12 protein-coding genes are annotated in these 16204 nt (G+C 63.2%); 6 read left to right on the forward strand and 6 right to left on the reverse strand.

Annotation, left to right across the window (positions count from 1 at the left end; translation table 11 throughout):
- Positions 1 to 27 precede the first annotated feature (27 nt).
- Positions 28 to 528: a sensor histidine kinase gene (locus ABI796_RS16140; RefSeq protein WP_170224848.1), complete on the forward strand. Its 501-nt coding sequence runs from the start codon at positions 28 to 30 to the stop codon at positions 526 to 528.
- Between the two features lie 108 nt (positions 529 to 636).
- The gene (locus tag ABI796_RS16145; protein ID WP_141280977.1) at positions 637 to 2826 is read left to right on the forward strand and encodes a transglycosylase domain-containing protein; all 2190 of its coding nucleotides are present in this window, start codon (positions 637 to 639) and stop codon (positions 2824 to 2826) included.
- A gap of 104 nt (positions 2827 to 2930) precedes the next feature.
- Here the strand turns inward: ABI796_RS16145 and ABI796_RS16150 are convergent, their stop codons facing one another.
- From ABI796_RS16150 to ABI796_RS16175, 6 genes are all read right to left on the reverse strand, one after another.
- Complete coding sequence (locus tag ABI796_RS16150; protein WP_141280975.1) at positions 2931 to 4736, reverse strand: FAD-dependent oxidoreductase; 1806 nt, start codon at positions 4734 to 4736, stop codon at positions 2931 to 2933.
- A complete protein-coding gene (locus tag ABI796_RS16155; protein ID WP_141280973.1) occupies positions 4733 to 5623 on the reverse strand; it encodes a sugar phosphate isomerase/epimerase in 891 nt (296 codons plus the stop codon). Before ABI796_RS16155 ends, ABI796_RS16150 begins: the two co-directional genes overlap by 4 nt.
- Complete coding sequence (locus tag ABI796_RS16160) at positions 5620 to 7800, reverse strand: FAD-dependent oxidoreductase (RefSeq protein ID WP_141280971.1); 2181 nt, start codon at positions 7798 to 7800, stop codon at positions 5620 to 5622. Before ABI796_RS16160 ends, ABI796_RS16155 begins: the two co-directional genes overlap by 4 nt.
- Positions 7801 to 7802: 2 nt before the next feature.
- Complete coding sequence (locus ABI796_RS16165; RefSeq protein ID WP_141280969.1) at positions 7803 to 8942, reverse strand: Gfo/Idh/MocA family protein; 1140 nt, start codon at positions 8940 to 8942, stop codon at positions 7803 to 7805.
- 129 nt (positions 8943 to 9071) lie between these two features.
- Positions 9072 to 10424, reverse strand: a complete 1353-nt coding sequence (locus ABI796_RS16170; protein WP_141280967.1) for an MFS transporter — start codon at positions 10422 to 10424, stop codon at positions 9072 to 9074.
- A 283-nt stretch (positions 10425 to 10707) separates the two neighbouring features.
- Complete coding sequence (locus ABI796_RS16175) at positions 10708 to 11517, reverse strand: IclR family transcriptional regulator (protein WP_141280965.1); 810 nt, start codon at positions 11515 to 11517, stop codon at positions 10708 to 10710.
- Between the two features lie 101 nt (positions 11518 to 11618).
- On the opposite strand from ABI796_RS16175, the gene ABI796_RS16180 reads away from it, so the two are divergent.
- From ABI796_RS16180 to ABI796_RS16195, 4 genes are all read left to right on the forward strand, one after another.
- Complete coding sequence (locus ABI796_RS16180; protein ID WP_141280963.1) at positions 11619 to 12512, forward strand: LysR substrate-binding domain-containing protein; 894 nt, start codon at positions 11619 to 11621, stop codon at positions 12510 to 12512.
- A gap of 163 nt (positions 12513 to 12675) precedes the next feature.
- On the forward strand, positions 12676 to 12975 hold the full coding sequence (locus ABI796_RS16185; protein ID WP_141280961.1) for a YciI family protein: 300 nt from the start codon (positions 12676 to 12678) through the stop codon (positions 12973 to 12975).
- Positions 12976 to 12984: 9 nt separating this feature from the next.
- Complete coding sequence (locus tag ABI796_RS16190; protein WP_141280959.1) at positions 12985 to 14034, forward strand: alcohol dehydrogenase catalytic domain-containing protein; 1050 nt, start codon at positions 12985 to 12987, stop codon at positions 14032 to 14034.
- Positions 14031 to 15659, forward strand: coding sequence for an FAD-dependent oxidoreductase (locus ABI796_RS16195; protein WP_141280957.1), 1629 nt, complete (start codon positions 14031 to 14033; stop codon positions 15657 to 15659). The genes ABI796_RS16190 and ABI796_RS16195 overlap by 4 nt, the downstream gene beginning before the upstream one ends.
- The last annotated feature ends 545 nt before the right edge of the window (positions 15660 to 16204 follow it).

The raw sequence follows: 16204 nt of genomic DNA on the forward strand, positions 1-16204 counted from the left end.
CAAGGGGTGCGGCAACGAATTTCAAGTATGAAACACAACGATGTGGGGGAAGCAATGGAACAGGCATCAGCACTCACCGAAGTGGTGGCCGTCAAGGGCATCATCCAGGACCAGCACCCCGTGGATTTCTACGCGTTGGGCGTTGCAGGATGCATCGACCGGCTTGCAGCGCCGCTTCGCCGGGCGGGCGTCACAGTGCAGTGGCACACTCCCCATCACGGCATTGAAATCTCTTCCTCGGCGGCTGCCCTGCTCTATCACGTGGCGCAGGAGACGTTCAGCAACACCCTCAACTATGCCAACGCCAGCCAGCTCACCGTCCGGCTCAACGCCGTCTACCACGGCATCCAGATCACCATCACGGACGATGGCGTGGGCTTCGAGATCCACGCCGCCCCAAGCGGCCGGCGGCACGGCTTTGGACTGCTCCTGATGTCCATAGCAGTACACGACGCCGGCGGGACAGTTGACATCGACTCCGCGGTTGGGCAGGGCACCAGTGTGAGGGTAACGCTGCCGCTGGATTGAGTCCTATTTGGGACCTTTTTTGGGCACCAGACCCGTAGCCGGACAGCCGCGCCGGACGTATTCTGTAGCTACTTTTCAGCCGGGTTATCCCTACGGATTGGCACGAAAATGGCGCGGAACAAGGGTCAAAAGATCGGTCTGGGCAGGGTCCTCTTGAGGATCTTCGGATTCTTCTTCGTGAGCGCGCTCTGCGGGGTGTTGATCATTGGATTCCTGGCACCCGTAGTTGCCTTCACCAGCACCACCGTGGGCGGGTCCGTGGGGTTTTACCAAAAGCTGCCCAGTGAGCTCAACGTCAATTCCCCTTCGCTGTCCAGCACCGTGGTCGCCGCGGACGGCACTCTCATCGCCACCTTTTTCGCGGAGAACCGTGTGAAAGTCCCGCTGGAGGAAATGTCCCCGTTCATTCGTGAGGCGATCATCGCGATCGAAGACAACCGCTTCTACGATCACGCAGGTGTGGACGCCCAAGGGATCATTCGCGCGCTGACTTCCAACCTGACCCAGGGCACCCGGCAAGGCGCTTCCACCCTGACCCAGCAATACGTCACCAATGTGCTCAACGAGTCGCGCCTGTCCGAGGGAAGGCCGGAAGATGTGGTGCTCAGCGGCCAGAAGACTGTGGGCGATAAGCTGCGTGAAATCAAGCTCGCCTTGGAACTGGAAAAGCGCTTCAGCAAGGACCAAATCCTTGAGGGATACCTGAACATCGTGTTCTTCAACCGGAACGCCTACGGGATCGAGGCAGCATCACGGTACTTCTTCAGCACCTCAGCCAGTGATCTGACGTTGCCACAGGCAGCACTGCTGGCCGGCCTGGTCAATGGTCCGAGCATCTATGACCCCTTTGCCTCCCCGGATGCTGCGCTCGCCCGACGCAACCTGGTACTGGACCGGATGCTGGAACAAGGCAAAATCACGCCCGTTGATCACGGAGTGGCAGTAGCCACGCCCATTGAACTGAACATCACACCCTCCCTGCAGGGATGCGCGGGAACAACCTTTGCCACCTATTTCTGCGACTACGTCTCCCACCTGATCCTTAACAACGAGGACTACGGGGCAACCCTGGAGGACCGTGAACGGCTCCTCTACCGGGGCGGCCTGACCATCACCACCACGTTGGACAGCCGGCTCCAGAACCTTGCCCAACAACAAGTGGACGCCTCAGCCGGAGCCAACCCGGACAAATGGGGTGCGGCCATGACAACCGTTCAGCCCGGCACCGGGAAAATCCTTGCCATGGCCCAGAACACGGTGTTCGTTCCTCAGGAAGGCAAATACGACACCCAGCTGAACTTCAACGTCGATGCCAAAGATGAGAACGGCTACGACCTCAATGGTGCCGGTGGATTCCAGCCGGGTTCCACCATGAAACCGTTCATCTATGCCGAGTGGCTCAACGAGGGCAAGAATCCCACAGCCGTTGTTGACGCATCACGCAGGGTATACCCCGTGGGCTTCCAGTGGCGTTCGAGCTGCGGCAAGGTCCTTGGCGGCTACAGCACCGCCCAGAAGGCCCAAAACCTGGGTGCAGATGACGATCTGCAAAACAACGACGACGGCTATTACCGTCCTATGCCCATCAACTACGGCCTGTACAACTCCATCAACACCGCCACTTTCGCCACCGCAGCGCAACTGGACTTCTGCGGGATCCAGAAGATGGTGGACGCCGTGGGCCTGCACAGCGGTTTGGACAACGCGCCCATCAACATGCACCAGATCGGCAACCTTCTTGGTTCCATTGGGGTGGCCCCCATGGTCCTGGCCAACGCCTACGCCACCTTCGCCAATGACGGCACCTACTGCAAGCCAATCGCCATAACCGGGATCAGCGACTCCCAAGGCCGGGAGTATGAGCCGCAAACTCCCGAATGCAGGGAAGCAGTAAAACCGGCTGTAGCCCGTGGCGTGAACGCCGTCCTCCAGGATGTCCTCAAGGTAGGTTCCGGTGTGTACATTGAGCCCAAGGTTCACACCAAGGCCCCCGTTGCAGCCAAGACCGGCACGTCCAACAACAACGGCGCCACCTGGATTGCCGGTTACACCACAAGCCTCGCTACGGCGTCGTTCTTCGGTGATACCTCAGCGGGACAGCAGCGGGCCGGGCAGAACATCACCATCAACGGCAAGTTCTACAAGTCCCTGGACGGGTACATGATTGCGGGTCCGCAGTGGGCCAATTACATGACGGAGGCAGTGGCGCTCTACCCGAGCGTGGCCTTCCCGGCACCGCCCGCTCCCCCGGCGCCCACGCCATCCGTACCGACGACGCCACAGCCCACACGCCGCTGACCCTGCGTTGCGGGGCCCGCTCTGCGCGCTGACCCTGCGTTGCGGGGCCCGCTCTGCGCGCTGATTCTTGACCAGAGCGCGCAAAGCGGGCCCCACAACGATCCCTAGAGGGCGTGCTCCACGTCCGCATGGGTCACGTCCGCTTGGGTGCTGTGTGCTTGGGTGCCTTCCGCTTGGGTGCCGTCGTCCTCGTAGCGCTCCACGCCAGCGAGATGACGGCCCGCGATGTACCCGAAGGTCAGCGCCGGGCCCAGATTGATTCCGCCCGCGGGGTAGTGCCCGCCCATGACGCTGGCCTGATCATTCCCGGCAACGTACAAGCCCTCGATCGGGCCGCCGTCGTGGTTCAGTGCCCTGCTGCGGCTATCGGTGTCCAGTCCGGCGAACGTCCCGAAGCTGCCGGGCACCACGCGCACCGCGTAGAACGGACCCTTCTCAATGGGCCCCAATGACGGGTTGGGCTTGGTGGTTGCGTCGCCGCCGTAGCGGTTGAAAGCGGTCTCGCCGCGGCCGAATTCGGGATCGACGCCGGCACGGGCATTTGCGTTGAACCGGGCCACGGTGCGGCGCAATTCCGTGGGGTCGATGCCGCATTTGCTCGCCAGTTCCTCCAGCGTTCGGCCTTTGACCAGGTACCCGGAGCGTAGGTAGGGCAGGAGCGGTACAGGGAGCGGCTTGGCCATTCCCAAGGGAAACCTGCGAACAAAACGGCTATCCGCAATCTGCCACGACTCCACAGTTTCGCCCTCAGGGGTAGCGGCCAGGAGTGCCTCCACGTAGTCGTAGTAGCCGTTGGCCTCGTTCACGAACCGCTTGCCATCCGCACGGACACCGATGCTTCCCGGCTTGGCGCGGTCCATGATGTGCGGGAACACCCCGGTCCTGCCGTTCCGGTACGGCACCAACGACACCGGGCACCACGCAGCCGGCGACTTCACGTCAGATCTGAAGCGGGCACCCACAGCCTGTGCCAGGTTGATGCCGTCACCGGTGGTTTCGCCCGGCGACAACGTCCAGTGCTCCCGGCCGGTGGGCGTCTTGGGAAAGAGTTCCTTGCGCCGCTGAACATCGTTGGGAAAACCGCCGGATGCCAGGACCACACCGCGGCGCGCCTTGATCTGCAACTCCCCTTCAGGAGAACGCACGACGGCGCCAGTCACCTTCCCATTCCCGTCCTTGAGCAACGCTGTGGCCGGGGTGGAGACGCGGATGTCCACGCCGAGATCGTCCGCGGATTTCATGAGCCTGGCCGTCAAGGCCGTGCCGTTGACCAGTTGCATGTTGCGGCGGTGCGTCAGCAGGTCCAGGAGGTGGAATCCGAAACGCCAACCCGCGTGAAACAAGCCCTTGGGGTTGCCTTGGGATGCTGACAGGAACTTGCTGAGGTCCGGGCCGGCCATAATGCCCATGCCAAGGAAGGAGGTCTCGTACAGCTGGTGCCGCATCTTCGCCCTGAGTCCGGGCTTGATGGTGCGGGCGTTCAGCGGTTTGGGGCCAACGGACCGGTTGCCCGTGCCTGCCCCCGGGAGCTCACCGTAGATGTCATTGATCTTGCTGCCCGGGACGAACTGCAGGGAGGTCTTGTCATGGAAGAAGCCCACCATATGCGGTGCCGCTTCGAGGAAGGCATCCACCCTGCTGACTTGGTACTGCCCGCCAAGAACTTCCCGAAGGTAGGTTCGGAAGGTTTCCTTGTCCTCGTTGACTCCTTCTTCCTTAGCCAGCGGATTGCCAGGCGCCCAGGCCCAACCTCCGGACCAGGAAGTGGCGCCTCCGCAAACATTTGCTTTCTCAACAACCATGACCTTCAGCCCGTGGAACGCAGCCGTGACAGCCGCGGACATTCCTCCGGCGCCGGAGCCGATGACCAGGACATCGCAGTCCACGGTGCGGAGGGTGTTGCCGTTCATTTGCTGCTCCTGGTGAGTGCTGTGTTGCTGAGTTCTGTGGTGTTCAGTGCTGTGTTGCTGAGTTCTGTGGTGTTGAGGACAGCATCTGCCGCCGCTTTGAGGTGTTTGGCCCACGCCAGTTCACCCATCTCCGCCACCCTTTTGTCAGATGGCGTCTCGATGCTGACCGGGGTTTCTGCCGGGAAGGCCGCAAGTATGCTGTGGAGGTCGAATCCGCCCGCCCCGGGAACACCCCGCTCCGAGCGTGACTCTGTGATGAGGGCTTCCCGGCTTCCCGGCGCAACAGCCGGACCGTCGCAGAGCTGGATCAGGGGAACCAGATGCGCAGCTGTTTCGAGCTCGTCCGCAGTGCCACCGAAGCGGTTGAAGTGGAGTGCGTCAACAACAACCTTGCAACCCGCCCGTTGGGCCAGCGTTACTGACTGAGGGATGGAACGAACCGATTGGTAGGCGATGGGTTCCAACGTGGGAATGATTCCGTAGGCCTGGCCATCCTGTGTCATCTGTGCGAGGTGGTCTCCAAAACGGTCAAGGTCCGGGTCTGCGCAGGCAACCGTCAGGGTTGATGCTCCCAAGGCTTGCCCGGCTTCCATCATGAGCAGCCAGGCTTCGCGCTGATCCTGTCCGTTTTGCAGCCCGGTTCCGTCCAGGAGCAGAAACTCGATGTCTTCCACCGTGATTCCTGTATCCGCCATCCTCTCCAGCGTCTCCTTGAGCATGGGAGAGCCAGGCTGGAGGTCATACGGCCGCTCTGTGGTGGTGACAGGACGGACGCGTGCTCCGATGAAGTCGAAGCCCGCCTGTGCCGCGATGGTCACCAAGTCCGGCGGTGCGGTTCCGACGAGGGAGAGCTGGGCAATTCCCAGCCGGCGATTTTGAGTGCTCACTTTCGGGCTCCGTTCAGGGTGAAGGCATGCTCTGTGTCCGCGAGGTCGCTGGAATGCTGCGAATTCGCCGGAACTGTCCGGCGGTCTGGCACCGTTCCCGCGAACTCGGCGGAGGGGGTGCCAAGGGTGTCGGCGGAGGGGGTGAGTGCCAGTGCCGTGGCAATGCGTTGGGCGGCGTCGTAACCACTCTTGACGGCGTTGGACACAATGGCCGGTGTTTTATCGATGACCGTCCCGGCGATTGCGACGGGAACGGCAGCGGAGAGGCTGAGTTGAGCTTCCCGTTCTTCGGCAGTGATCGCGCCATCCATCGGCAGTACCGAACGTGAGACCAGGAGATCGCCCGGAGCATCCAGCCATTCCTCCACACCGGAATGATTGACGCGCACCCGGGCACCGTCGAATTCCTCAATGGTGCTGGACAGGAAGATCCGCACCTTTGGATTGGCTTCGAGGCGCGGCACTGCAAGGATCTTGGCCCGCCGTCCGGATTCCGGAGCCATGGTTTCCTGCGGCCCCACAATCAACACCGCGGTTCCACGTGCTGCAAGAGTGTCAGCCACGCTCATAGCCACCGAGTCCGCACCCCAAATGGTCACAGCCTCCGGCACGCTGCCCGCGGAACCGGACGGCCCGCCGTCGGGGTCCTCCGGGTGCACGTCGAGCACTTCCGGATGTGCGGCGAGCCATTCCCGGATGTCGGAAACACGTGGCGAGTCCCCGCCCACGAACCCGGGAGCGGGACGTACGCCACCGGTTGCGATCACCACAGCATCTGCGCCGAACCCGCGGGCCAGCGCGCCGGCGTCGGACGTGTCAACGTGGGCCCCCAACCGAACCTCAACGCCCAAGCGCTCGTTTTCCGCGGTGGACCAGTCCGCAAAGCGGTGGAAGTCCGGCGTCGACTTCATGCGCTCAGCGAGCGCGAACTGCCCGCCCGGCCGCACGCCGTCGTCCATCAACGTGACCCTGGCACCGGCTTCGGCGAGTTCGCGGGCGGCGGTGAGTCCGGCGGGACCGGCACCGACCACAAGCACCTTGGAAGCAGGGCGAACAGCGGGAGTGGGGACCGGCACGCGGGAACGCCCAACGGCGGGGTTGACTGTGCAGGTGACTTGGCCAAGGCCAAGGTTGTCGATGCACACGTTGCACGCGATGCAGGGCCGGTAGCGGTCACCTCGCAGCACGCCACCAACGAATGCGGGATCGGCGTGGATGGCGCGGGCCAGGCTGACGAAATCGCAGGTTCCTTCGGAGAGCACTTCCTCAATGATCTCCGGGCTGTTGAGCCGGCCGGCCATCCCCAGCGGGAGCCCGAACCGGCGGTAGGCCTTGGCATAATCTGCAAGGATCCCGGGCTTCCACTCCCCGGATTGGACGATCCATTCGCCGGCGTCGTAGCTGCCTGCGGAGATGTCCAGGAAGTCGAGCTTTTCCAGATGGGCTTTGGCGATAATGCCCACTTGCTGCTCGGCGCTGATTCCGTCGGCCGGCCCCTCAACCACTGAGACGCGCATGCCCACGATCGCGTCCGGTACGGCATCCCGCACAGCATCGATGACCAGGTTCATGAAGAACTCCGGTGCCGCGAATTCGTCCGTGCGGTGGTTGGAAATCGGCGACATGAACTGGTGGATCAGGTACCCGTGGGCTCCGTGGAGGTTGATCACATCGAAACCTGCGGCAACCGCGCGGCGGGCGGCAACCGCGTAGGCGTCCACGAGTTCGTAGCACTCGGCTGCGGTGAGTTCCCTCGGAACTTCGCCACCCGCCGTCGGGCATGGAACCGGCGACGGCGCGAGGTTCTTGAACCCGGAAACTGCCGATTGCGCGGTGCGGCCGCCGTGGTTAAGTTCGACGGCGGCCAAGGCACCTTCTGCGTGCAGGGCGTCGGTGAGCCGGCGGAGACCGGGAATCATGGCATCGGTGTGCAGGCCGAGTTGGTGCGTGCGGCCCTTGCCGTCAGCCCGGACGTATGTGGCTTCTGTGGTGACCATGCCCAGTCCGGCTTTGGCGCGGGTCAGGAGGTAGTCGATGTATTGCTCGGTGATGAAGCCGTCCGTGGTGCCATAGTTGCGTTCCATCGGGGCCGAAGCGAGGCGGTTGCGGAGGGTCTTGGGAGTGCGGCCGTTGCGGCCCAAGGTCAGGGGTGATGCTGCAGCTGTTGAAGAAATCATGATTAGCCGGCCACTTTCTGGCGGATGCGTCGTTCCGGGATGGCTGTATGCGCGGGGTGACCGGGTGCGAAGCGGACGGGCGCTCCCGTCCGTGAGGATTCGTAAACGGCCAGCAGGATACGCAATGACTTCAGGGCGTCCTTGCCGGTGATGGCCGGTTCCGTCCTGTTTTCCAGGGCTTGCACGAAATCCTGGACCTGCAGTTTGTGGAACGGGATCAGCTGGCCATTGATGATGGACAGATCAACGTTGGGCTCCACTCCCTCCGGGTGGACGGGCTCGACGACGATTCGCTCCCCTACCGCCCACAGGTCCAGCCGGCCGTCGCTGCCTTCGGGGAACTCCGTGAGGGATGCCGAGGCGCCTGTTTCGCCGGTGATGCGGAGCTGAATTCCAAGATTGGGTGACACTGCGGTGGAGGCCTGCAGTGTTGCCATGGCCCCGGAGGTGAAGGTGATCACCGCAGTGGCGGAATCCTCTACCTCTATAAAGTCGCCGTGACGGTAGGTGTTGACCTTGCCGTAGACCTCGGCCACGTCGCCCAGGTACCACTGGAGGAGATCGATCTGGTGAACGGCCTGGGACATGAGGACCCCGCCGCCGTCGCTTTCCCAGGTGCCACGCCAAGCATCCCGGTTGTAGTAGTCCGGGGCACGGTGCAGCATCACCGAGCATTGGGCCATGATGGCGCGGCCCAACGTGCCGTCGTCGATCGCGGTGCGGATCTTTTGCGACGCCGGCCAGAAGCGGCGCTGGAAAAGTACCCCAAGCTGCACCCCGGCGTTCTCGCAGGCGGCCACCATGCGTTCGGCTGACTCGAGCTTGGTGGCAATCGGCTTCTCACAGAGGACGTTCACTCCCGCGGCAGCGGCTTGCAGCACCACTTCCTCGTGGGTGGGGTGGGGAGTGCAAACGGAGACGATGTCCAGGCCCAGGTTCAGGAGCTCCTCCACGCTGGTTACCGCGTTGGGGACGCCCCAGGCCTCTGCCGTGGCCCTGGCCCTTTCCTCATCCACGTCGCAGACACCCACGATCTTCACGTTCTTCAGGGCGTGGAAGGCTTCCAGGTGGTTGCGGGAAATGGCGCCGCAACCCGCGATTCCAACGCGGAAGGTGCGGGGTGCTGTTGCTGGCGAAGTCATGGGGTTGTCCAACTTTCGGGTCATACGTGGGGGCCAGGGGCGGGAGGCCGGGGATGGGCCCGGGCGGGAGGCCGGGGATGGTGCCGGGCGGCTGGGAGCCGCCGCCCGGCGTCGTGCATTATCGCTTTGCTAGCGCGAAGCGCGGGGTTTGCCGAGGTCCTCGAGCGGGACGTTGTAGGTTTCCCTTGCCGTCATGATGGCGATGGCTGAAGCCGCGAGGCAGAGGATGGTGAAGCCGGCCACCGGCCACCAACCGTTGGGTCCGGGCTGGGCCAGGAGCGTTGCGATTGCGGGCGCGAAGCCGGCCAGGATCAGGCCGATCTGGCTGCCGATCGCCATGCCGGAGTAGCGGACCGCTGCCGGGAACATCTCCGGGAAGAAGACGGTCCACACACCGTTCCAGCAGGAGTAGAACACTGTCATGTTCAGGAAGCCGAACAGGAAGATCATGAAGATGTTCTGCTCGCTGATGGCCCAGAAGTAGCCGATGGTGGTCAGCGCGCAGCCGAGGGCACCCACCAGCAGGACCTTTTTGCGGCCGATCCGGTCAGAGATCATGGCGGAGATGGGGATGGTCACCATGGACAGGCCAATGGTTACGGCGTTGACGGTGAGCATGAGCGTGCGGTCGATTCCCACGGCCGGTCCGGTGGCGTAGGCCAGGGCGTATACGGTGAACGTGGTTTGCATGACCGAGAACAGCATCACCACGCCGACGCGCAGGACGTCGCGCCACTGCGTCTTGAAAACTGCGACGGCGGGGATCGCCTTGGGCTTGTTGTGCTCCACGATTTCTTCGAACACGGGCGGTTCATCCAGGCGGGTCCGGATCCAGTAAGCGACCGCGAGGACCACTACTGAGAGCCAGAACGGAACGCGCCAACCCCAGCTGAGGAGGTGTTCCTCCGGCAATGCGGCCAGCGGAATGAAGACCACCGTGGACAGCACCATTCCGGAGGCATACCCGGTCATCACAAAGCTGGTGAAGAAGGCCCGGCGACCCTCCGGTGAGTGCTCCATGGTCAGTGTTGAGGCACCTGCAGCTTCGGCGCCGGCAGAGAAGCCCTGGGCCAAACGGCCTACCAGCAACAATGCCGTTGCCCAGTAGCCGATCTGACCGTACGTGGGCAGGAATCCGATGCCGATTGAGGCCACACCCATGATCACCAGAGTGATCATCAGGGCTTGCTTGCGGCCGATCTTGTCGCCGTAATGGCTCATCACCAAGCCACCCAACGGCCTGGCCAGGTACCCAACACCAAAGGTGGCCATCGCTCCGAGGAGCGCCACTACGGGGTCACCGCCTGGGAAGAAGATCTTGGGGAAAATCAGGGCGGCGGCGGTGCCGTAGATGAAGAAGTCGTAGTACTCCAGGGTGGATCCAAGGAAGGAAGCCAGGGCGGCCTTCTTGGGCGTTTTGACGTGTTCGGCCGGCGTTGCCGGGTTTACTTCCGAGGGCGAGTGCTGCTGCACGTTTCCCATACTGTCTCCTCATTGAGTGCGCGGGAAGTGGCACCGCCATGGTGCCTTGCCCGGCAAAGAATTAGATGAGTTAGAATCGCCGGCTGCCGCTTTGTTGGGCAGCCCATCCTGTGGCCGTTGATGACGAATTCAGGATGTGTGGTCCGGGTCACTGGCGGTTGTTTCTCTGAGATCGACTGTAGGACGCAAGTCACATGCCAAGGGGAAAGTTCCCGTTCAACGGGACAGGCGCCGAATGGATCCGGCGGGAGGTGAGTGGGCGGGGGCTGAGCAGCGCCGCGCGCTACTGGTCAGTGTTTCCGTGAGTCAGCCACGGACGGGATCCGTAAGGCCTACGCTCAGCGCCCATGGTCCGGGACAGGCCGCGGCCCGCGGCCACCAGTACCGGCAGAATCAGTCCGGCGTCCTCGTCAACGGAAGGCACGACGACGGAAATGGCACCTATGACTGCCTGGCCCTGGCCGAACACAGGCACGGAATAGGCAGTGTTCTCCTCCACGAGGACACCCACCAGCCGGGCGTATCCGCGCTCCCGGATCAGGGCAAGGTTGGCTCTGACTCTTGCGGGATCCGTTTCCGTAGCCGGAGTGGTTTTCTGCAGCTTCCCGGCCAGGAACCGGTCCTGAATCCACCCCGGCATATGCGCCATCATGGCCATCCCGGAGGAGGTGGTGTGGATGTCCAGGCGGCCTGCAACTTCGGCCAGGTTCATCACCGATCCATGCCGGTCCAGCCGTTCAAGGTAGAGCACGCTGTTGGTCTCCACGTCCGGGATGGACAACGCCACGTGTTCCCGCACGGCTGCATGGACGCCTTCCAGGAACGGCAGGCCTCGACGCCGGAACTCTTCCAGGGGGTTGCTGCGTGAGGCCAACTCCCACATTTTCATGCCAACACCAAACTCCCCTGCAGCGTTGCGCTCCAGGAGGCCGTTGGCTGCCAGGTCCATGGCCAGGCGATGCACGGTGCTGCTGGACATCCCGGTGATCCGAACCAGTTCCTTCAGCGGGAGCCACGGCTGGCCCTTGGAGAACGCATCCATGATTTTCACAACACGCTCAATGACGGACTCCCCCGACGCCGAGTTAGCCATGATGCCTCCTGATCGCTCCCGGACCTCCCGGACTTCCCGGACCTCCCGGATGCCAAACCCAATATAGCCTTGCACTTGACGCGGAAAATGTGGGAGGCAACGTGGAACTACGGCAGATCGAGGCCTTCCTGGCCGTGGCTGAGGAACTTCACTTCGGCCGGGCAGCTGAGCGCCTCCGCATGGCCCAATCGCCGCTGAGCCAGACCATCAAGAAGCTGGAAAAGGGCCTTGGTACTGCGCTGTTTGAACGCAACACACGCTCTGTCACGCTGACGGCGGCGGGTCATTCGCTGCTGCCGCACGCCCGGAAAATACTCGATGAAGTGGACTTGGCTCGCCGGGCAGTGAGTGCCGGCACCGAGACCGTGTACGGCAAGCTGGCCATTGGCTTCTCCGGGGCACTGAACCACACCACGCTGCCTCCATTGACGCGCGCGCTCCGCCAGCATTACCCCCAACTGGAAGTAACACTGCACGGTGGACTCCTCACCCAGGAAGCACTCCAGCTTCTGAGCAACAACACCTTGGATCTGGCTTTCATTGGCCTTCCCATCGATGCACCCGCTTTGGCCACCCGTCGTATTGCCACGGAGCGCCTGGGAGTTGCGGTGCCGGCGGACCACCCCCTTGCCGGGCGGGCTTCAGTGGCGATGTCCGAACTCGCCGCGGACCCGTTCATCACCATGCCGGCCGCGCAGGGGTCAACTCTCCGGGACGTCACGTTTGCAGCCTGTGCCGCCGCTGGATTCCGTCCGCGGATCAGCCAGGAAGTGGCCGACCCCTATACGGCCCTTTCCTTGGTTGCCGGCGGAGTGGGCATCACCCTGATGCCTGTATCCATCAAGGAAATCATGCCCGTGGGTACCGCATTCCTTTCCTTGGAAGGCGAGGATGTCCTGCTGTTTTCCGGGCTTGCCTGGAACCCGCAGGCCACGTCTCCGGCAATCCTTGCGGCGCTTCAGTTGGCCGAGGAGGTTCTCCCCACTCCCAAATGACTCGCAGTAGTTCCCAGCACTGGGAGCAACCACTACTGCCTGCCAGTTGGGTGATTATGTGTTTCTCACACATAGTCAGAGAGCAACTAAGTATTGGACAAGAGCTAATGAGTTGCCCAGCATTGAGGAAAGCCACCACCCACTCAATGAAGAGGACAACCTCATGGCCACTTTTGCTGTTACCTACGCGTACTCCCACTCAACATCCGCCGGCCGGGACAAGGTCCGCCCCGCTCACGTGGAATTCCTCAAATCCCAGTTCGACGGCGGCCGCCTCCTTAAGAGCGGACCTTTCGGGCCCGAGGAGTCACCCGGCGCCCTGTTGATCATTGCCGGGGATTCCAAAGCCGATGTTGAAGCCCTCATGGACCAGGATCCATTCCAGCAGGCCGGGCTGATCGAGGAGAGGAATGTGCGCCAGTGGAACATCTTCTTCGGCGCTGACCCCGCGGCGCAGAACTAGGGGGACCCCATGCTTTCCGCAGTCACTGTTTCCAAGCAAACCATTGAATTCCGGGACTCCCCCCAGCCCACCCTTCAACCGGGGTATGCTCTGGTCCGGGTCCACAACGTCACTCTCTGCGGCACCGATCTCCACATCTGGGAGGACGACTACCCCACAGAGTTGCCCCTGATCCAAGGTCACGAGTTCTCAGGGATCGTAGAGGCACTCGGAGACACGGAAGACCACGGCATCAGGATCGGCGAGCGCGTCGCCGTGAACCCCATCATTTACTGCGGCCAGTGCCGTCCTTGCCTCACAGGGCGCTACAACGTCTGCCAGAACGTGGGCTGCCTTGGGTGCTACTCGGACGGAGCCCTCAGTGAACTGATCAGTGTTCCCGTGGATAAGCTCTGCCGGGTGCCGGACGAGCTTCCCTTGGACATCGCGGCCATGGGCGAACCCGCATCCATCGCCATGCAGGCAGTCAACCGTGGCCGGCCGCAAGCCGGGGAAACCGCGCTGGTACTGGGAAGTGGCCCCATAGGTTTGTTGGCCACGTTGTATCTGACGGAGCTGGAAGTCAGGGTTGTTTGCGCCGATACCGAGCAGCACCGGCTTGATCTAGCCCTGGAGTTCGGTGCAACGGAGACCTTGCTGGTCACCCCTGGCACAGAGTTCCCTGATGCATACCAGGCTCCCCGACTGGATGCTTTGACTGATCACTGTGGGCCGGAACTGGTCATTGAGGCCACGGGCGTTCCCTCCTCGCTGGAGAACGCCATCCGGCTTGTGGCCAGTGCCGGACGCATAGTCCAGGTGGGCATCTCCCCGAGGCAAGCCGCCGTATCCATGAAGGACATCCCGTACAAGGAGCTGGACATTATGGGGAGCCGGATGAGCCTGAACCTCATCCCCGATGGCCTCGCGCTGCTGGCCCGTCACCCGGAGCAAGCCCATGCGCTCATGACCCATCGCTTCGCTTTTGCAGATCTGCAGCAGGCCTACCAACTCATGCAGGGACGCACGGAAAAGATCGGCAAAATCCTCATACAAATGCCTGCGGGGAGCGCCGCATGAGCACCCCCATCCTCACCGCAACAGAGCAGCTCAAGTCCCAGTACGACGTCGTGATCATGGGCAGTGGCGCCGCCGGGCTGGTAGCCGCCGTCCGCGCGGCCTACGCCGGGTTATCTGTCCTGGTTGTGGAAAAGGCGGCCCTGCTGGGCGGGACCACCGCTGCCGGCGGCGGGGTGATGTGGGCGCCGAACAACCATCTCGCCAAAGCTGCGGATTACCCGGACAGCCATGCCGACGGCGTCGCTTACCTTTCCGAGGCAGCAGGCCACGTGATGTCGGCTGAGGAGATCGAATGGTACGTGGCCACTGCGCCGCGGGCTGTGGAATTCCTCACCGTGAACACCAAAGTGTCCATGGTGCCCATTGCCCGCCCGGACTATCACATGGAGTGGAAGGGGGCGGCCAATGGCGGGAGGGGCTTGGACAACAACGCTTTCGATCCCCGGGATTACCCCGGCCTTTCGGAACTGATCCGGCCGTCGTCGTATTTCCCGCTGCTCACCATGACAGAACGGGATGAACTCAACGGCCGCGCCGCTGATCCGTTGCTGTTGGAACGCCGGTCCTCCGCAGGGATCAGGACCATGGGCGGCGCCCTCGTGGGGAGTCTGCTTGCCAGTGCCTTGGATCGCGGCGTGCAGATCGTAGCCTCCAGTCCTGTGGAGGACTTGTTGCGGATTGGGGACCGGTGGCAGGTAAGCCTCGGCGGTGTTTCCGCCGACGCGCGCGTGTCAGCCGCCGCCGTCGTACTTGCCTCAGGCGGGTTCGAATGGAACGCCCGGCTCCGCAACGCTTTCCTCCCACACCCGGTGACACCAATCAGCGCGCCGTCCAACGAAGGCGACGGCCTGGAACTTGGGCTCCGTGCTGGCGCCGCTGTGGAGGACATGACCGCCGTGTGGGGCGTTCCTGTCATTTCGACGTCGGCGCATCAGTACGATGGGCAGCGCTCGGGCCGCATGGGAAACGTGGAGATGACACTGCCGGGGTCCATCACCGTGAACAGCGACGGGAAGCGTTTCGTCAACGAAGCCCTCAACTATCACGATGCCAGCCGGGTTTTCGCGTCCATCAATCCGCACACCGGAAGGCAGCAGAACAACCCCGCATGGCTGGTTTTCGACGCGAAATACCTCGCCAAATACCCCGTGGCAGGCTCCACTCCTGGAGAGCCCGCCGAGTGGATGGTGTCCGCGCCGAGCCTTGAACTGTTGGCCAGGGAGGTGGGCATCAACGCGGATGGACTGGGCGCAACAGTGGCCCGGTTCAACGCCGACGCGGCCTTGGGTGTGGACACCGGGTTCGGTCGGGGCGCCACCCCGCAGGACCGTTTCCTGGGCGATGCCGGCAACACCCCCAACCCCTGCCTGGCACCGCTGCTGGCCGCCCCGTTCTATGCGGTCCCCATCCACGCCGGCGTACTGGGGACATCGGGCGGCCTGGCAACGGACTTCCACGGACGCGTACTCGATAGCAGGCAACAGCCCATTCCCGGGCTCTACGCGGCGGGCAACGTCTCAGCTGGGGTGTTCCGCAACAACTACCCTGGCGGGGGTGCCACCCTGGGCTCAGCAATCACGCGTGCCTTCGCCGTTGGGGAAGACCTGGCGGCCCGGCTCAAGTAGCCGGGGCCTTGTGGACTCAAACGCCCGACGGCGACTCCCGCCGTCGGGCGTTCGTGTTGCCCCCCTGCGTTGCGAGGCCCACACTGCGCCCTAATCCCTGCGCCAAGCCCGCAAACCAGGCCCCACAACAAACACACCACAACAAACACACCCCTGCGTTGCGAGGCCCACACTGCGCCCTAATCCCTGCGCGAGACCCGCAAAGCAGGCCCCACAACAAAAACCCCCCCGCGTTGCGAGGCCCACACTGCGCCCCAATTCCTGCGCGAGGGGCGCAAACCAGGCCCCACAACAAACACCCCCCGCGTTGCGAGGCCCACACTGCGCCCCAATTCCTGCGCGAGGGGCGCAAAGCAGGCCCCACAACAAACACACCACAACAAACACCCCCCGCGTTGCGAGGCCCACACTGCGCCCCATTCCGTGCGCCAGACCCGCAAACCAGGCCCCACAACAAACACACCTCAGACAAACACCCGCCCGCGTTGCGAGGCCCACTCTGCGCCCTAATCCCTGCGCGAAGGGCGCAAAGCAGGCCCCACAAC

Source organism: Paenarthrobacter aurescens, from assembly GCF_041549525.1.
GTDB classification, from domain to species: Bacteria; Actinomycetota; Actinomycetes; order Actinomycetales; family Micrococcaceae; genus Arthrobacter; species Arthrobacter aurescens.